The following is a 15,539-nucleotide window of genomic DNA, read 5'->3' as shown; positions in this document are numbered from 1 at the left end:
GGTTGACTACCAGATAGGAAGCATCGCAGTGGATTGCGAGGGCGGCGCGTCAAATCGCGGCGCGAAACGCTCAGCCCTGGCGTTTCTTGCCTGCGACGGGGCGGTTGACCGGCCTGCGCACCCGTGTGGGGGTGGGTTTGGCAGCCGTATTGCCCGGCTCTTTATCGGGCAATCCCAGCTGGTCGCGTAGAACGCGGCCCTTGATCTCGTCGACGGCACCGGCCTCCAGGTTGCCCAATTGGAACGGGCCGTAACTGACACGGATCAGGCGGTTCACGGTGACGCCGATCGCCTCCATCGCGCGGCGGATCTCGCGGTTCTTGCCTTCGCGCAGGCTGACGGTCAGCCAGGCATTGGCGCCCTGCTGGCGGTCAAAGGTCACGATCATCGGCTGATAACGCAGGCCCTCTACGGTGATCCCCGCACGCAAGACATCCAGCTTGGCCTCGCTGACCGATCCGTTGATGCGCACACGGTAACGGCGCAGCCAGCCGGTGCTGGGCAGCTCCAACCGGCGCTTGACGCCACCGTCATTGGTCAACAAAAGCAAGCCTTCGGAATTCAGATCAAGCCGGCCCACCGACATCACCCGCGGCATATCCGCGGGCAGCGCGGCAAAAACCGTTGGGCGGTCCTTTTCATCGCGCTCGGTCGTTACCAGGCCCGCGGGCTTGTGATAAAGCCACAGGCGCGGCGCCTCGGGCGCGCGCATCGCCTTGCCATCCACGACGATCCGGTCCGCCTCGGTGACATTCAGCGCGGGGCTGGTGATGACCTTGCCGTTCACGCTGACGCGGCCTTCGGCAATCATGCGTTCGGCATCGCGGCGGCTGGCGACGCCTGCGCGCGACAGGACTTTGGCGATCCGGTCGCCCTGGGGTGTATCATTGCTCATCGCGCACCCTTAGCCGCTTTGATCGGCCCTTGCCAGAGATTGCGCGCGCAGGCATCACTCGGCAATGGTTTTTCGCTCGCATATGGATATCGCGCTGACCGAGGCGCGCGCCGCCGCCGCCCGCGGCGAGGTGCCTGTCGGTGCCGTGATCACGCAGGACGGTGCGATCATCGCGCAGGCGGGCAACCGGACGCGGGAATTGAACGACCCCACCGCCCATGCCGAAATGCTGGCCATCCGCGCCGCCTGTGCGAGCTTGGGGCAGGAAAGGCTGACGGGCTGCGATCTTTACGTCACCCTCGAACCCTGCCCGATGTGCGCGGCCGCCATCAGCAATGCACGCATCGCGCGGCTCTATTATGCCGCAGCCGACCCCAAATCGGGCGGCGTGGCCCAAGGGCCGCGGATCTTCGCCCATCCGCAATGCCACCACCGCCCCGAAATCTATGACGGCATCAGTGCCGCGCAGGCCGAACAGCTGTTGCGCGATTTCTTCGCCGCAAAACGCTGATCACATCTTCTTTTTTCCAAAAATACTCCCGCCGGAGGCATAAGAGTTTTTCAAACCCCTCAAGAGGCCCCCATGGACTGGCACAGCCATATCGACGCCTATTGCGAACGGATCGACCCCAGTTTCTGGTCCGAACCGATCAATGCGGTGACCAATCTGGCCTTCATCATCGCCGCCATCTGGGTCTGGCCACGCGTGGCGGGGCTGCCGCTGGCGCGCGCGCTGGCCGCGATCTTGTTCAGCATCGGATTGGGCAGTTTCCTGTTTCACACTTTTGCGACACCTTGGGCCGCGCTACTGGATGTGGTCCCCATCGGGGCCTTTATCCTGCTGTATCTTTTTGGTGTGCACCGCGATGTGATCGGGCTGCGGCTTTGGTCTGCCTTGGGGGCCACGGCGCTATTTGTGCCTTTTGCCGCGATCACGGTGCCGCTGTTGGGGAGGCTGCCGTTTTTCGGGATTTCGGCCTTTTATTGGACCGTGCCGATCCTTTTGGTGATCTACGGGCTGGCCTTGCGCAAACTGCCCCATATCAGGCGGGGGTTCATGATCGGGGCGGCGCTGCTGGCGCTGTCGATCAGCGCGCGGTCTGTTGATGAAATGCTCTGCGCTATGCTGCCCTTCGGGACGCATTTTCTGTGGCATATCTTCAATGCGGTGATGCTGGCATGGATGATCCTTGTTTACCGCCGCCATATGCTTGCGGGCGCGGCCCGAGACCGCTAAACGCGCAGGAAGATTGCACCGGAGAATTCTGCCCATGTCGATTGATACCGAAACCGCCCGCCGCGTGGCCAAGCTCGCCCGCATCGAGGTCGCCGAAGACGCGCTGCCGGCGCTGGCCTCTGAATTCAACGCGATCCTGGGATTCATCGAACAATTGAACGAGGTGAATGTCGACGGGGTAGAGCCGATGACCTCGGTCACGCCGCAGCGGCTCAAACGCCGTGATGATGTGGTGACCGACGGCAACCAGCAGGCCGCCGTGCTGAAAAATGCGCCCGATGCGCGCGAAGGGTTTTTTGCCGTGCCGAAGGTGGTGGAATAATGAATGATCTGACCAAACTGACGATTGCTGCTGCCCGCGACGCGCTGCGCAAAGGCGAGGTGACCAGCACCGAGATCACGCAGGCCTGCCTGACCGCCATTGACGGGGCCGATGCGCTGGGCGCTTTCGTGCATAAAACCCCCGAGATCGCGCTGGCCCAGGCCAGTGCCGCTGATGCGCGGATCAAATCCGGCGATGCGCCCGCGATGTGCGGCATCCCGCTGGGGATCAAGGATCTGTTCTGCACCAAGAATGTGCCGTCGCAGGCGGCCTCGCGCATCTTGGAAGGGTTCAAGCCGGAATATGAATCCACCGTTACGGCCAAGCTGTTCGATGCCGGTGCGGTGATGCTGGGCAAGCTGAACATGGATGAATTCGCCATGGGCTCGTCCAATGAAACCTCCGTCTATGGCCCCGCGATCAACCCGTGGAAGGTTGATGACCGTCAGCTGACGCCCGGCGGATCGTCCGGCGGGTCGGCCAGCGCTGTCGCGGCTGATCTCTGCCTTGCGGCCACTGGCACTGATACCGGCGGGTCAATCCGCCAGCCTGCGGCCTTTACCGGTATCACCGGGCTGAAACCCACCTATGGGCGGGTGTCGCGCTGGGGGATCGTGGCCTTCGCCTCCTCGCTGGATCAGGCGGGTCCGATGACCAAGGATGTGCGCGATTGCGCCATCATGTTGCAGGCGATGTGCGGCCATGACGCCCGTGACAGCACCAGCGCCGATCTGCCGGTGCCGGATTTCGAGGCAGCCCTGACCGGCGATATCAAGGGCAAGACCATCGGCATCCCGCGCGAATACCGTATGGAGGGCACCCCCGCCGAGATCGAAAAGCTGTGGTCCGACGGGACCGCGATGCTGAAAGACGCAGGCGCCAAGATCGTCGATATCACCCTGCCGCATACCAAATACGCGCTGCCCGCCTATTACGTCATCGCCCCCGCAGAGGCGTCATCGAACCTTGCGCGCTATGACGGCGTGCGTTTCGGCCACCGCGCCAAGCTGGCGGCCGGCGACGGGATCACGCAGATGTATGAAAAGACCCGCGCCGAAGGCTTTGGCCCCGAGGTTCAGCGCCGCGTCATGGTTGGCACCTATGTGCTGTCGGCGGGGTTCTATGACGCCTATTACAATCGCGCACGCCGGGTGCGGGCCTTGATCAAGAAAGATTTTGACGATGCTTTTGCCGCCGGTGTCGATGCGATCCTGACGCCCGCGACGCCCTCTGCGGCCTTTGGTATCGGGGAAATGGCGGATGCCGATCCGATCAAGATGTATCTGAACGATGTGTTCACCGTGACGGTCAACCTTGCCGGTCTGCCGGGGATCGCCGTGCCGACAGGGCGCGACGCGCAGGGCCTGCCCTTGGGGCTGCAATTGATCGGCCGGCCTTGGGAAGAGGCGGAATTGCTCAACATTGCCTATCGGCTGGAAACGGCGGCGGGCTTTGTAGCCAAGCCTGCCAAGTGGTGGTAGTTTCGCGTGAATGAAATCAGCTGATATGGGTGCAGACCGCATGAAAACAGGTGTCTTGATCTTGGCCGCTGCGCTTGTTCTTGCTGCCTGTGCGCCGCGTGGAACCGACCGGCCGCGCGGTGTCGGCTTTGATGATATGTCGAATTTCGAGATCGAACGCGCCCGCCGCGAGGCCGCGCTGACCGGCACGGTTGATCCTTTCGCGCCGCCACCTGCCGTGCAGACGGCCACGATCGACCCCGTCGGCCCCGTCGGTGGGGCGATCCCCGCAAGCGAGCTTGCCGCCGCAGGCATCGGCCAGGGCGCGGCCGCTGCGCCGCCGATGTCAGCGCTGCAGCCCGGCCTGACCCCGGTGATCACCAGCAACACCGGCATTTCCGACGAACAGGATTTCGACGCGGTGGCCGGGCGCGAAACCATCGAAAGCGATGCCGAACGCCGTCAGGCGGCCATCGCCGCGCAGACCCAGATCGCGCCGCAACCCTTGCCCGAACGCCCCGCAGCCACCGGCCCCAATATCGTGGAATATGCGCTGACCGCGCCCAATGCCAAAGGGCAGGAATGGTATAGCCGGTCGCTCTTGTCCGGGCAGGCACGGTTCCAGCGCAATTGCGCGGCCTATGCCACGGCGGATGATGCGCAGCGCGATTTCCTGGCGCGCGGCGGGCCGGAACGTGACCGTCTGGGGATCGATCCCGATGGCGACGGTTTTGCCTGTGGCTGGGACCCTGCGCCGTTCCGCCGGGCCGTCGGCAACTGATCCGGGCCGCGCGGCAATCGCCCAATTGCGGGCCGCGCCGGGATGACGCGCGCCCCGATATGGTGGTGATCCATTACACCGCCATGGCCAGTGCCGCTGCTGCTTGCGACACTTTGTGCAACCCTGAAACCCAAGTCTCGGCGCATTACCTGATCGCGCAGGATGGCACCGTGATGTCGCTGGTCCCCGAGGATCTGCGCGCCTGGCATGCCGGCGCAGGGCGCTGGGGCGGGATCACGGATGTGAACAGCCATTCCATCGGGATCGAGCTGGCCAATGACGGGACCAGCCCTTTTGCCGCGCCCCTGATGGATGCGTTGGAGGATCTTTTGCGCGCGATCATGCAGCGCTGGGATATCCGCCCCGAACGGGTGATCGGGCATTCGGACATGGCCCCGCAGCGCAAGATCGACCCCGGCCCGCGTTTTGACTGGCGCAGGCTGGCCTTGCAGGGGCTGGCGGTCTGGCCGGATGCGGCACAGGCGGACCCTGCCGATTTCGCGCCCGCGATGCGCGCCTTTGGCTATACCGCCACGGATGACCCTGATCTGCTGTTGCAATGCTTCCGGCTGCGGTTCCGCCCTTGGGCGCGCGGTGCGCTTGATAGCACCGATGCGGGATTGATTGCCGCGCTTGCGCGCCGTTTCCCCGTTGACGCGGGCGGGCAGGCTGCCTAACTGGCCTGTGCGCGGATGGCTGGATGGCCGCGGGCCTGTTATGGGTTCGAGGAAAGTCCGGACTCCACAAAGCACGGTGCCGGGTAACGCCCGGCGGGGGTAACCCCAGGGAAAGCGCCACAGAGAACAGACTACCCCGTATAGCGGGGAAAAGGTGAAACGGTGGGGTAAGAGCCCACCGCGGGACGGGCAACCGGACCGGCACGGCAAGCCCCACCGGGAGCAATGCCAAATAGGGACCGCGCGCGGTGTTGATCCTGCAAAGGATATCAGCCGCAGGGAGGCTTGAGCCCGAGCGGTCCGGGTTGGCAGCTAGAGGGCGTCTGGCAACAGGCGTTCCAGATGAATGGTCATCCAGGGTGGTTCGCCACCTGGACAGAATCCGGCTTACAGGCCATCCGCGCAATTTCAATGCATCTGACAGACAGGCCTGCCGCCGATTGGGTGCAGGGGCCTTGACCGGTCAGGTCTTGGCGGGATCGGCCGCGCCGTTTTGGGCCAAGGGCAGAAAGAAACCGGTGATTTCTGCGGCTGTGGCGCGGTCCAGCGCGCCAGCCGCGATCTCGGCCTGTGACCAGATCCATGTCTTGGCAGGGTCATGCAGCATCGCCCAAGCGCCGAACACGCGGGCATCTGTGGGTTCGGCGACATGGACCTTGACCGCCAGATGGCGGTCATCGCGGCGGATGCGGTCCAGCGCGTCGCGGACCTTGTCCTGCGGCCCTTCAAGCCATTGCAGATAGATATCCGCCCGGCAGATCAGCGCGCCGGTGATATCGTCGCGCGCATTGGCCTTGCGGGCCTGCATCAGGATGCTGCTGAGGATCGTTTCGTCAAACCCAAAGGGCTGGGACGTATAGATAGCGCGGAATAAGTCCATGATGCGATCTTTCTGCCGGGGCGATGGCGGGGCTTGCAGTCAGGCTAGCGATGGCATTGGCAGGATACAATGTTGCATCGGGCGGGGTTTGCACTGACCAAGGGGGTCGCGCGCGCAAAGGGGGGCGGCGGGGTGAACCCCGCCCTACGGGGGGCGGCGGGTATCCGCGGCAACTTCGCCCCGATAATCGCCCCTTTGCGGTTGACTCGGCCCTGCTTCGCGGTAAAAGGCATCTTCAATCATACACCCGTGGGCCAAGCCCCGCGAAGCCGGAGAAGTGAACATGGCGAAGCCAACCACGATCAAGATCCGCCTGAACTCCACCGCGGGGACCGGGCATTTCTATGTGACCAAGAAAAACGCACGCACGATGACCGAAAAGATGGCGATCAAGAAATATGATCCCGTTGTGCGCAAGCATGTCGAATATAAGGAAGGCAAGATCAAGTAAGTGATCTTTCCCTCTTCGGAGAACAAAAGGCCGCGCAATCTGCGCGGCCTTTTTGTTTGCATCACGCGGCGATGCGCAACAAAAAAGGGCCGGTGTTTCCACCGGCCCCTGTGATCGTCATGTCTGCGCTTATTCGCGGTTGCCGAACAATTGCAGCAAGAACATGAACATGTTGATGAAGTTCAGATAGAGGCTCAGCGCGCCCATGATGGCCGATTTGCCCAGCCATTCGCTGTCGCCATGTGCGGCATGCGCCACATATTCGGACTTGATCCGCTGGGTGTCATAGGCGGTCAGACCTGCGAAGATCAGCACGCCCAGGATCGATACGGCGAACATGATCGCAGGGGATTGCAGGAACAGGTTGATGATCATCGCGACCACGATCCCGATCACGCCCATCATCAGGAACGTGCCCCATGCGGACAGGTCCTTTTTGGTGGTGTAGCCATAAAGGCTCAGGCTGGCGAAGGCGATCGAGGTGATCAGGAAGATCTGCGCAATCGACATGCCGGTGAAGGCCACGAAGATCCAGGCGATCGACAGGCCCATGACGGCGGCGAAAGCATAGAAAAACGTCTGCGCTGCCGCAGCCGAGAAACGGTTGATCATGGCGCCAAAGCCAAAGATCATCCCCAATGGCGCGAACATCACGATCCAGCCCAGAATATTGGGTTGCAGCGTGATCGGGTCACGGAACATGCCCAGCAGGGCAGGGGCAGTGCCCACGGCCCAGGCCACGGCGAAAGTGATCAGCATGCCTACGGACATCGTGCCGTAAACTTTGCTCATATGGGCGCGAAGACCCTCGTCGATTGCGGCCGTGCGGACCCCACCGGCCGTGCGAATAGTCTCGTATTGAGCCATGTTTTCCTCCAAAAAAAGACAGCGGCGCCAGGTGCGGCATCCTTGTTGCCCATATTGGCAGGCTGATGTCGATATTCAAGAGTTTCCGCCCGGTTCCGCCCCTATTCCGAGTGTTTTGCGCAAGAATGTCGCACCCTTGGCACGATTGCCCTATTGGCGCCAATGGCGCGGGACGTCCCAGATCGGCTTGGCCGCCTCTTGCTGTGCCGCGTCCGGTGTGATCCCGATATCGCAGAGCATATGTCGGTCAAGCCGCGCCAGCGCGCGGCGTTGGCGTGCAAGGCTGACCGCTTGCATGATCCGTGACCATAAAGACAGGCGGTGGTGGGGCTGGGTGCAGAGACCCGCTTGGGTGAAACTGGCCATGATATGTCCTTTCGTGATGGATGGCGTGGTTTGCATCTTCATGCTTGATATGTAGCCGCACATGACGCATAAGAAAAATGAATGTTTGATAGTTAATGCATCAGGAATTGTGATATGGCGCGTAATCTGGACCTGACGGCCCTGCGGTCCTTTGTGGCGGTCGCCGATACCGGCGGCGTGACCAAGGCGGCGGGGCTTTTGCATCTGACCCAATCGGCGGTGTCGATGCAGCTTAAGCGGCTAGAGGAATCGCTGGATGCCGCGCTGCTGGACCGCAACGGCCGGGGGGTGGCGCTGACATCGCAGGGCGAACAGCTGCTCAGCTATGCGCGGCGGATGCTGGTGCTGAACGATGAAATCTATGGCAAGCTGACATCCATCGCCTATGAAGGCGAGGTGACGCTGGGCGTGCCGCATGACATCATCTATCCGGTGATCCCGCAGGTGCTGCGCCGCTTTGCCGCCGCTTATCCGCGCATGCGGGTGCAGCTGTCGTCATCTTTCACCAGCAAGCTGCTGGACGAATACCGGCGCGGGGCGATCGACATGATCCTGACGACCGAAGACAGCGTCGGCCAGGATGGCGAGACGCTGACCGCGATCCCGCTGGTCTGGCTGGGCGCGCCGGGCGGGCAGGTCTGGAAGGAACGCCCCCTGCGGCTGGCCTATGAACATCGCTGCATCTTTCGCGGTTTCGTGCAGCGCCGTCTGGACGAGGCGGGCATCCCTTGGGAAATGGCCGTCGAAAGCCATTCCAGCCGCACGATAGAAGCGACGGTCAGCGCCGATCTGGCGGTGCATACGATGCTGGCAGGGGCAGAGCCGCGCCATTTCGAACGGATCGCCCATGGCGGCGCGCTGCCTGATCTGCGCGATTTCAACGTCAATCTTTACCATGCCGACACCCAGAATCCGGCGCTGCGCGATCTGGCGGGGTTCATCCGCGACGGATTTTATACCTTGCAGGCCCCTTCTATGGTGTGACCACCACCTTGCCGGTCGAGGCGCGGCTGCGCATCAATTCCAGCGCCTCTGCCGCCTGATCCAGGGGCAGGACATGGCTGATATGCGGGCTCAGCCGGCCCTCGGCCAGCCAGCCCAGCAATGTGGCCAGCGAGTCCGACAGGATATCGGGGCTGAATTTCAGATAGCCGCCCCAGTAGAACCCGATCAGATCGATATTCTTGACCAGCAGGATATTGGTGGGCACCTGCGGGACATCACCGCTGGCAAAGCCGATGACGATATAGCGCGCCAGCGGTTTGCATGCGCCAAGGGCGGCTTTGAACGCGGCGCCGCCGACCGGATCATAAACCACATCGGCCCCGCCCAATGCCTTGACTGCGGCCTTGATGTCGTCACTCTGGCTGTCGATCACATGATCGGCCCCGGCAGCGCGCGCCACCGCAAGCTTGTCTGCGCCGCGTGCGACGGCGATCACCCGCGCGCCCAGCGCCTTGCCGATTTCCACTGCCGTCAGCCCGACACCGCCCGCTGCCCCCAGCACCAGCAGCGTCTCGCCCTGTTGCAGACGCGCGCGCTGGGTCAGGGCCAGATGCGATGTTCCATAGGCGACCATGAAACCCGCAGCGGTTTCGGCGGTCATGTCGGCAGGGACTGGACGGCACAGATTTGCCGGAAAGACACCCTGTTCCGCCATCCCGCCCTGGCCACCGAAAACGGCAACGCGGGTCCCGATGGCGGGGCTGGTGACGCCCGCCCCCAAACCCGCGACCGTGCCGCAAACCTCCATGCCCAGCGTGAAGGGCGGGGGTGGCGTGTCCTGATACGATCCTTTGGCCATCAGCAGATCGGCAAAGTTCAACCCGCAAGCCGCGATATCCAGCAAAACCTCGCCCGGTCCGGGAGCGGGTGGGGCGATCTGAACAAGCGCGGGCGGCTGGCTGAAGGATGAGACCTGAAATGCACGCATTGGATCGAATCCCTTTTGACGATATCAATCAAAAGTGTAGCATCGCAGCATCGCAGCATCGCAGCATCGCAGCATCGCAGCAAGGCGCAAGGCGACCGCCTATTGCTGTCTCTCAGGTAGCGCTTTGCGCGCGTTACCTGTACTTAAGGGTAGGATGATACCTGCAACCGTTGCGTGTCAGATCTGAATAGTGGCATTTTCGAGGCACATAGTGAACGCTCGTCAGTTCCAATTTTACGTTTTTAATCGGGCCTTTCTGATCACAAACAGTGGGCCTCTTTCTGAATAGGAAAAAACAATGAAACATCCTGTCGACGTATATGTGGGCAAGCGGATCAGGCATCGGCGCTGGATGAATGGGACGACGCAACAACAACTTGCGGAAAATGTCGGCATCAAGTTCCAGCAGATCCAGAAATATGAAACCGGCATGAACCGCGTCAGCGCGTCGCGGCTTTGGGATATTGCGAATGTTCTGGGCGTGCCTGTGTCTTTCTTTTTCGAAGGCTATGATGCGCAACCTGCGGCAGAAACGCGGACCAGCGATATGCCGGGTGACATCCTGACCGACAAGGAAGCGCTGGAATTGCTGCGGTCCTATTACGCGATCCCTGAAAACCAGCGCCGCCGGTTGTTCGACCTGGCCCGCGTGCTGAGCGAAGCGGCCTAAACCAACTTGCCTGTCCGCCTGTGCTGGGGTACCGCAATGCTGCGCAATCAGCACGGGTGACAGGGAAAGTGGATCAAGCAACGCAGGCCGACCTGATCCGGGTCGCCCATCTTTTGGCCGATGCGGCGCGCCCTGTGACGCTGGCGCATTTCCGCACATCCGGACTGGTGGCCGATACCAAGGCCGCAGCCCATTTTGACCCCGTGACCATCGCCGACCGCGCCGCCGAACAGGCGATGCGCGCCGTGCTGGCGCAAGAACGCCCCGATGACGGCATCTTTGGCGAAGAATTTGGCCAGACCCCGGGCAGCACTGGTCTGACCTGGGTGCTGGACCCGATTGATGGCACGCGCGGCTATATCAGTGGCACGCCGACCTGGGGGGTGCTGATTGCCGTGGGCACGGCCGATGGCCCTGTCTACGGGATCATCGACCAGCCCTATATCGGCGAACGCTTTGCGGGCGGGTTCGGCCAGGCGGATGTGACCGGGCCGATGGGCACCGTGCCGCTGGCGACGCTTGCGCCGCGCGCACTCGATCAGGCGATCCTGCTGTCCACCTTTCCCGAAATCGGCAGCCCGGCGCAAATGGCCGCGTTTCAGGATGTGGCGCGGCAGGTCCGGCTGACGCGCTATGGCATGGATTGCTATGGCTATGCGCTGTTGGCGGCCGGGCAGGTCGATCTGGTGATCGAGGCCGGGCTGAACGCCTATGACGTCCAAGCCCCTATCGCCGTGATCAAGGCCGCAGGCGGGATCGTCACCGATTGGTCCGGCGCGCCGGTGCATCAGGGTGGACAGGTGCTGGCCGCCGCGAATCCCGACATTCATGCCGCTGCATTGGATATCCTGCGCAAGCACGGGTAAGGCCCGCAGGACGCGGTGCTTTCAGGCGATGCCCTGCCGCACCCCCGCGATCCAGACATCGGCAACCGCGCGGTCGTCGCCCATCATGATCGTCGGAAACAGCGCGTCCCAGATGTCATCCGCCCGCGCGCTGCGCTGCGCGATGGCAGGGGTCGAGGCGAGGTCCAGCACGGTGATATCCGCCGCAGCCCCCAGGCCCAGATGCCCGATCTGCCCTGACATATGCAGCGCCTGTGCCGATCCTTCGGTCGCCAGCCACATCAGCTGTGCAGGATGCAGCGCCACCCCGCGCAGCTGGCCGATTTCATAGGCCGCAGCCATCGTGCGCAGCATCGAAAACGATGATCCGCCGCCCGTATCGGTGGCCAGCCCGATGGTCAGCCCCGCCCGCGCCAGCCCGATCAGGTCAAACAGCCCCGAGCCGATGAAACTATTCGATGTCGGGCAATGCACCACGGCGGCACCGACCTCGGCCAGCCGGGCAATCTCGCGCGGCTCCAGATGGATCGCATGGCCATAGATGCCGCGCGCGCCCAAAAGGCCGAAAGCCTCGTATGTATCCAGATAGTCGCGGGCCTGCGGAAACAGATCGCGGACCCAGGCGATTTCGGGCAATTGCTCGCTCAGATGGGTCTGCATCAGGCAGGTCGGATGCGCGGCCCAGAGCGCGCCGAGGGCGGCCAGCTGATCCGGCGTCGAGGTGGGCGAAAACCGTGGCGTGATCGCATAGGTCGCGCGGCCCGTCCCGTGCCAGCGGGTGATCAGCGCGGCGCTGTCATCATAAGCCGCCTGTGCGGTGTCGCGCAGATTATCAGGCGCATTGCGGTCCATGCAGGTCTTGCCTGCAACCACGGCCATGTCGCGCGCGGCGGCGGCGGTGAAAAACGCATCCACGCTGGCGGGATGGATCGTGCAGAAACTGGTCAGCGTCGTGGTGCCATGGGCGACGGCCAGATCAATCGTGCGATTGGCGATGGCCGCGGCATAGGCGGGATCGGCCAGACGGGCCTCTTCGGGGAAAGTATAGGTATTCAGCCAATCGATCAGCTGCTTGCCCCAGCTTGCGATGATGCCGGTCTGGGGGTAGTGCATATGCGCATCGACAAAGCCCGCGCTGATCAGCTTGTCGCCATAATCGACCAGCCGCGCATCGGGATGCGCAGCACGCAAGGCCGCCCCATCACCCAATGCCGTGATCTTGCCAGCCGCGATCAGCACCCCGCCTGCGGGGTCATATCGCACCGCATCGGCCCAATCCTGCGTCAAGGGATGACCGGAAAACCCAAGCGTGCGACCAAGAAGCAGATGTTTTGTCATCCCGCCTGTATAGGCTGCGCAAAAGGCTGCGTAAATCGGGGAATGGCGTTGTCCCTGCGGCCGCTTTGACTATGCTTGCCGCGCAAGGATGGAGGTGGCCAGATGGCGGATATCGACGACGATCTTGATGCAGAGGCCTTTGGCATCACCGACCGGATCGTGGCCGAGGTGCTGAATGCTGTGATGCAGGGCGATGCCTTGGCTATCGACGCTTTGCTGGACCCTTTGCACCCTGCCGATATCGCGCATCTGATCGAACAGATCGACAGCCGCGAAAGGCGCGATCTGTTGACGCTCTGGCAAGGCGGGATCGACGGCGACATCCTGTCCGAGCTGGACGAAAACCTGCGCGAAGAGATCATCCAGCAGCTGGCACCCGCCGAGCTGGCCACGGCCCTGCGTGATCTGGACAGCGACGATGTGGTCGATCTGGTCGAATATCTGGGCGAGGATCAGCAAGAGGCCGTGCTGGATGCGCTGGATGCCAGCGACCGTGTCGTCGTCGAACAGGCGCTGTCCTACCCCGAGGAATCGGCCGGCCGGCATATGCAATCCGAATTGGTGCGCGCCCCCGACCATTGGACCGTGGGCGAGGCGATTGATTACCTGCGCTCGGATGTCGTGCTGCCGGACCAGTTTTACCACATCATCCTGGTCGATCCGCGGCTCAAGGCCACGGGCTATGTCACGCTGGGCCGCATTCTCAGCCATCCGCGCAGCACCCCCTTGCGTGATCTGACCGAAGAGACATTTCGCACCTTCCATGTCGCCCAAGGCGTCGAGGAAGTCGCCCAAGCGATCAACCATTACCACCTGATCACCGCCCCCGTGGTCGATGATGACGGCCGTGTGGTGGGTGTCATCACCATCGACGACGCCATGGCCTTTCTCGAAGAAGAGGCCGAAGAAGACATCCTGCGCCTTGCCGGTGTGGGCGAAGGCAGCCTGTCGGATAATGTCTATGAGACCACGAAACAAAGATTTCCCTGGCTTGCGGTCAATCTGCTGACGGCGATCCTGGCCTCTTTGGTGATCTCGGTTTTCGAGGAAACCATCGCGGGGCTGGTGGCCCTGGCCGTGCTGATGCCGATTGTCGCCTCGATGGGGGGCAATGCGGGGACACAATCGCTGACCGTGGCGGTGCGGGCGCTGGCGACACGCGACCTGACGCCTTCCAATATCTGGCGGGTGATCCGGCGCGAGGCGCTGGTTGGCCTGCTCAACGGGCTGGCCTTTGCGGCGGTGATGGGGGTGGTCGGGACCATCTGGTTCGGCGCGCCGATGCTGGGCGTGGTCATCGCGGTGGCGATGGTGGTCAACCTGCTGGTGGCCGGGCTTGCCGGCATCGGCGTGCCCGTGGTCATGGAACGTTTCGGGATCGACCCCGCGCTGGCCTCGGGCACTTTCGTGACGACCGTGACCGATGTCGTCGGCTTTTTCGCCTTTCTGGGGCTGGCCTCGGTGATGCTGCTGTGATCGACAAATCCGCCGCCCGCAGCGCCGCCTTTGCGCGCCGCGCCGCCGCCCACCGGCCCGGTGCGGCCATGGCGGGGCATCTCAGCGCCGTTCTGGCCGGTTACCGCGGCGTGCCGCTGGCGGGCTATATGGCGATGCGCAGTGAAATCGACCCGACCCCCGCCATGGTCGAGGCGGCGGCCCATGGCCCGGTCGGCGTGCCGGTCATTGTCGCCAAGGGCCAGCCCTTGCAGTTTCGGCTCTGGCACCCCGATTGCGCGATGATCCCAGGCGATTTCGGCGCGCAGGTGCCCGCCACCGGCGATTGGATGATCCCGCAGATCCTGATCGTGCCGCTGGTGGCTTTCAGCCGCAGAGGCGGGCGGCTGGGCTATGGCGGGGGGTTCTATGACCGCACACTCGAACAGCTGCGCGCGCGCGGCCCGGTCATGGCGGTGGGCTTTGCCTATAGCGCACAGCAAGACGATGATCTGCCGCTTGAACCCACCGACCAGCCGCTTGACCTGATCGTGACAGAACAGGGGATCATCACCCCCTGATCATCTTCCGAGCCTAAATATCCCCGCCGGAGGCCTCAAAGTCCTTTGACCCTCAGCTCTCCGAAAACGCTGCCATCACCGCATCAGAGGCTTCGAAATTCGCGGTGACGCGCTGCACGTCATCGTCATCTTCGAGCGTATCCAGCAATTTCATCAGCTTGGTCAGCCCTTCGGCATCAACCTCGGTGGTCATATTGGGCTTCCAGATCAGCTTGGTCGAAATCGATTCGCCCAAGGCGGGTTCCAGCGCATGCGACACTTCGGCCAGATCGGTATCGGCGCAATAGATGACGTGGTTATCCGCGTCGCTTTGCACATCCTCGGCACCGGCCTCGATGGCGGCCATCATCACCGTATCGGCATCGGCCACGGATGCGGGGTAAACAATCTCGCCCATCCGGTCGAACATGAAGGCGACAGACCCGGTCTCGCCCAGATTGCCGCCGTTCTTGGTAAAGGTGGAGCGCACGGTCGATGCGGTGCGATTGCGGTTATCGGTCATCGCTTCGACGATCACGGCAATACCGCCCGGCCCATACCCTTCATAGCGGATTTCATCGTAATTTTCCGCATCGCCGCCTTGCGATTTCTTGATCGCGCGGTCGATCACATCCTTGGGGCAAGAGTTCGACTTTGCCTCTTTCACCGCCAGCCGCAGGCGCGGGTTCTTCTCGGGATCAGGGTCGCCCATCTTGGCGGCGACGGTGATTTCCTTGGCCAGCTTGGAAAACAATTTAGAGCGCAGCTTGTCCTGCCGGCCCTTGCGGTGCTGGATATTCGCCCATTTGGAATGGCCCGCCAT

Annotated in this window: 19 protein-coding genes and 1 other RNA gene; 13 read left to right on the top strand and 7 right to left on the bottom strand. The window is 62.8% G+C overall.

Annotation, left to right across the window (positions count from 1 at the left end):
• Positions 1-70: 70 nt before the first annotated feature.
• Complete coding sequence (locus LOKVESSMR4R_RS10765; protein WP_087208276.1) at positions 71-895, bottom strand: pseudouridine synthase; 825 nt, start codon at positions 893-895, stop codon at positions 71-73.
• Positions 896-959: 64 nt separating this feature from the next.
• Between LOKVESSMR4R_RS10765 and LOKVESSMR4R_RS10760 the strand changes: the two genes are divergently transcribed.
• The 7 genes from LOKVESSMR4R_RS10760 (at position 960) to rnpB (ending at position 5,778) form a co-directional block, all read left to right on the top strand.
• Positions 960-1,406 carry a nucleoside deaminase gene (locus LOKVESSMR4R_RS10760; RefSeq protein WP_087208274.1) on the top strand — a complete coding sequence of 149 codons (447 nt, stop codon included), beginning with the start codon at positions 960-962 and terminating at the stop codon, positions 1,404-1,406.
• A 72-nt stretch (positions 1,407-1,478) separates the two neighbouring features.
• Positions 1,479-2,132 carry a ceramidase domain-containing protein gene (locus tag LOKVESSMR4R_RS10755; protein ID WP_087208272.1) on the top strand — a complete coding sequence of 218 codons (654 nt, stop codon included), beginning with the start codon at positions 1,479-1,481 and terminating at the stop codon, positions 2,130-2,132.
• Positions 2,133-2,166: 34 nt separating this feature from the next.
• Positions 2,167-2,454, top strand: a complete 288-nt coding sequence (gatC, locus tag LOKVESSMR4R_RS10750; protein ID WP_087208270.1) for an Asp-tRNA(Asn)/Glu-tRNA(Gln) amidotransferase subunit GatC — start codon at positions 2,167-2,169, stop codon at positions 2,452-2,454.
• A complete protein-coding gene (gatA, locus tag LOKVESSMR4R_RS10745) occupies positions 2,454-3,935 on the top strand; it encodes an Asp-tRNA(Asn)/Glu-tRNA(Gln) amidotransferase subunit GatA (RefSeq protein WP_087208268.1) in 1,482 nt (493 codons plus the stop codon). Before gatC ends, gatA begins: the two co-directional genes overlap by 1 nt.
• Positions 3,936-3,975: 40 nt before the next feature.
• A complete protein-coding gene (locus LOKVESSMR4R_RS10740) occupies positions 3,976-4,695 on the top strand; it encodes a hypothetical protein (protein ID WP_087213054.1) in 720 nt (239 codons plus the stop codon).
• Positions 4,696-4,754: 59 nt separating this feature from the next.
• A complete protein-coding gene (locus LOKVESSMR4R_RS10735) occupies positions 4,755-5,372 on the top strand; it encodes an N-acetylmuramoyl-L-alanine amidase (protein WP_087208265.1) in 618 nt (205 codons plus the stop codon).
• Between the two features lie 11 nt (positions 5,373-5,383).
• Positions 5,384-5,778: RNase P RNA component class A (rnpB, locus tag LOKVESSMR4R_RS10730), an RNA gene on the top strand.
• Between the two features lie 57 nt (positions 5,779-5,835).
• On the opposite strand, the gene LOKVESSMR4R_RS10725 is transcribed toward rnpB, so the two are convergent.
• Positions 5,836-6,252 carry a BLUF domain-containing protein gene (locus LOKVESSMR4R_RS10725; RefSeq protein ID WP_087208263.1) on the bottom strand — a complete coding sequence of 139 codons (417 nt, stop codon included), beginning with the start codon at positions 6,250-6,252 and terminating at the stop codon, positions 5,836-5,838.
• A gap of 283 nt (positions 6,253-6,535) precedes the next feature.
• On the opposite strand from LOKVESSMR4R_RS10725, the gene rpmG reads away from it, so the two are divergent.
• A complete protein-coding gene (gene rpmG, locus LOKVESSMR4R_RS10720) occupies positions 6,536-6,703 on the top strand; it encodes a 50S ribosomal protein L33 (RefSeq protein ID WP_007204264.1) in 168 nt (55 codons plus the stop codon).
• A gap of 129 nt (positions 6,704-6,832) precedes the next feature.
• Here the strand turns inward: rpmG and LOKVESSMR4R_RS10715 are convergent, their stop codons facing one another.
• Positions 6,833-7,570 carry a Bax inhibitor-1 family protein gene (locus tag LOKVESSMR4R_RS10715; protein WP_087208260.1) on the bottom strand — a complete coding sequence of 246 codons (738 nt, stop codon included), beginning with the start codon at positions 7,568-7,570 and terminating at the stop codon, positions 6,833-6,835.
• 150 nt (positions 7,571-7,720) lie between these two features.
• Positions 7,721-7,936, bottom strand: coding sequence for a DUF1127 domain-containing protein (locus LOKVESSMR4R_RS10710; RefSeq protein ID WP_237331765.1), 216 nt, complete (start codon positions 7,934-7,936; stop codon positions 7,721-7,723).
• Between the two features lie 114 nt (positions 7,937-8,050).
• On the opposite strand from LOKVESSMR4R_RS10710, the gene LOKVESSMR4R_RS10705 reads away from it, so the two are divergent.
• Positions 8,051-8,920 (top strand): LysR family transcriptional regulator, encoded by an 870-nt coding sequence (locus LOKVESSMR4R_RS10705; RefSeq protein WP_087208258.1) that lies wholly within the window; start codon positions 8,051-8,053, stop codon positions 8,918-8,920.
• Here the strand turns inward: LOKVESSMR4R_RS10705 and LOKVESSMR4R_RS10700 are convergent.
• A complete protein-coding gene (locus tag LOKVESSMR4R_RS10700; protein ID WP_087208256.1) occupies positions 8,910-9,869 on the bottom strand; it encodes an NADPH:quinone oxidoreductase family protein in 960 nt (319 codons plus the stop codon). The genes LOKVESSMR4R_RS10705 and LOKVESSMR4R_RS10700 overlap by 11 nt on opposite strands.
• A 298-nt stretch (positions 9,870-10,167) precedes the next feature.
• On the opposite strand from LOKVESSMR4R_RS10700, the gene LOKVESSMR4R_RS10695 reads away from it, so the two are divergent.
• Together LOKVESSMR4R_RS10695 and LOKVESSMR4R_RS10690 are read left to right on the top strand one after the other, a co-directional pair.
• Positions 10,168-10,539 carry a helix-turn-helix domain-containing protein gene (locus LOKVESSMR4R_RS10695; RefSeq protein ID WP_087208254.1) on the top strand — a complete coding sequence of 124 codons (372 nt, stop codon included), beginning with the start codon at positions 10,168-10,170 and terminating at the stop codon, positions 10,537-10,539.
• A gap of 68 nt (positions 10,540-10,607) precedes the next feature.
• Positions 10,608-11,405 carry an inositol monophosphatase family protein gene (locus tag LOKVESSMR4R_RS10690; RefSeq protein ID WP_087213047.1) on the top strand — a complete coding sequence of 266 codons (798 nt, stop codon included), beginning with the start codon at positions 10,608-10,610 and terminating at the stop codon, positions 11,403-11,405.
• Between the two features lie 21 nt (positions 11,406-11,426).
• Here the strand turns inward: LOKVESSMR4R_RS10690 and guaD are convergent, their stop codons facing one another.
• On the bottom strand, positions 11,427-12,722 hold the full coding sequence (gene guaD / locus LOKVESSMR4R_RS10685; RefSeq protein ID WP_087208253.1) for a guanine deaminase: 1,296 nt from the start codon (positions 12,720-12,722) through the stop codon (positions 11,427-11,429).
• A 102-nt stretch (positions 12,723-12,824) separates the two neighbouring features.
• On the opposite strand from guaD, the gene mgtE reads away from it, so the two are divergent.
• Positions 12,825-14,198 carry a magnesium transporter gene (mgtE, locus tag LOKVESSMR4R_RS10680; RefSeq protein WP_087208251.1) on the top strand — a complete coding sequence of 458 codons (1,374 nt, stop codon included), beginning with the start codon at positions 12,825-12,827 and terminating at the stop codon, positions 14,196-14,198.
• Positions 14,195-14,737 carry a 5-formyltetrahydrofolate cyclo-ligase gene (locus LOKVESSMR4R_RS10675; protein WP_087208249.1) on the top strand — a complete coding sequence of 181 codons (543 nt, stop codon included), beginning with the start codon at positions 14,195-14,197 and terminating at the stop codon, positions 14,735-14,737. Before mgtE ends, LOKVESSMR4R_RS10675 begins: the two co-directional genes overlap by 4 nt.
• Before the next feature lie 52 nt (positions 14,738-14,789).
• On the opposite strand, the gene LOKVESSMR4R_RS10670 is transcribed toward LOKVESSMR4R_RS10675, so the two are convergent.
• Complete coding sequence (locus tag LOKVESSMR4R_RS10670; RefSeq protein WP_087208248.1) at positions 14,790-15,539, bottom strand: YebC/PmpR family DNA-binding transcriptional regulator; 750 nt, start codon at positions 15,537-15,539, stop codon at positions 14,790-14,792.

The sequence above is a fragment of the Yoonia vestfoldensis genome (genome assembly GCF_002158905.1).
Classification (GTDB): Bacteria; Pseudomonadota; Alphaproteobacteria; order Rhodobacterales; family Rhodobacteraceae; genus Yoonia; species Yoonia vestfoldensis_B.
This window is presented reverse-complemented; position numbering and strand designations above follow the sequence as displayed.

Coding starts and splice junctions, on each gene's coding strand:
- LOKVESSMR4R_RS10695 (WP_087208254.1), top strand. CDS start 10,168: ATGAAACATCCTGTCGACGTATATGTGGGCAAGCGGATCAGGCATCGG.
- LOKVESSMR4R_RS10705 (WP_087208258.1), top strand. CDS start 8,051: ATGGCGCGTAATCTGGACCTGACGGCCCTGCGGTCCTTTGTGGCGGTC.
- LOKVESSMR4R_RS10670 (WP_087208248.1), bottom strand. CDS start 15,539: ATGGCGGGCCATTCCAAATGGGCGAATATCCAGCACCGCAAGGGCCGG.
- LOKVESSMR4R_RS10700 (WP_087208256.1), bottom strand. CDS start 9,869: ATGCGTGCATTTCAGGTCTCATCCTTCAGCCAGCCGCCCGCGCTTGTT.
- rpmG (WP_007204264.1), top strand. CDS start 6,536: ATGGCGAAGCCAACCACGATCAAGATCCGCCTGAACTCCACCGCGGGG.
- guaD (WP_087208253.1), bottom strand. CDS start 12,722: ATGACAAAACATCTGCTTCTTGGTCGCACGCTTGGGTTTTCCGGTCAT.
- LOKVESSMR4R_RS10710 (WP_237331765.1), bottom strand. CDS start 7,936: ATGGCCAGTTTCACCCAAGCGGGTCTCTGCACCCAGCCCCACCACCGC.
- LOKVESSMR4R_RS10740 (WP_087213054.1), top strand. CDS start 3,976: ATGAAAACAGGTGTCTTGATCTTGGCCGCTGCGCTTGTTCTTGCTGCC.
- gatA (WP_087208268.1), top strand. CDS start 2,454: ATGAATGATCTGACCAAACTGACGATTGCTGCTGCCCGCGACGCGCTG.
- LOKVESSMR4R_RS10760 (WP_087208274.1), top strand. CDS start 960: ATGGTTTTTCGCTCGCATATGGATATCGCGCTGACCGAGGCGCGCGCC.
- LOKVESSMR4R_RS10715 (WP_087208260.1), bottom strand. CDS start 7,570: ATGGCTCAATACGAGACTATTCGCACGGCCGGTGGGGTCCGCACGGCC.
- LOKVESSMR4R_RS10755 (WP_087208272.1), top strand. CDS start 1,479: ATGGACTGGCACAGCCATATCGACGCCTATTGCGAACGGATCGACCCC.
- mgtE (WP_087208251.1), top strand. CDS start 12,825: ATGGCGGATATCGACGACGATCTTGATGCAGAGGCCTTTGGCATCACC.
- LOKVESSMR4R_RS10725 (WP_087208263.1), bottom strand. CDS start 6,252: ATGGACTTATTCCGCGCTATCTATACGTCCCAGCCCTTTGGGTTTGAC.
- LOKVESSMR4R_RS10735 (WP_087208265.1), top strand. CDS start 4,755: ATGGTGGTGATCCATTACACCGCCATGGCCAGTGCCGCTGCTGCTTGC.
- gatC (WP_087208270.1), top strand. CDS start 2,167: ATGTCGATTGATACCGAAACCGCCCGCCGCGTGGCCAAGCTCGCCCGC.
- LOKVESSMR4R_RS10765 (WP_087208276.1), bottom strand. CDS start 895: ATGAGCAATGATACACCCCAGGGCGACCGGATCGCCAAAGTCCTGTCG.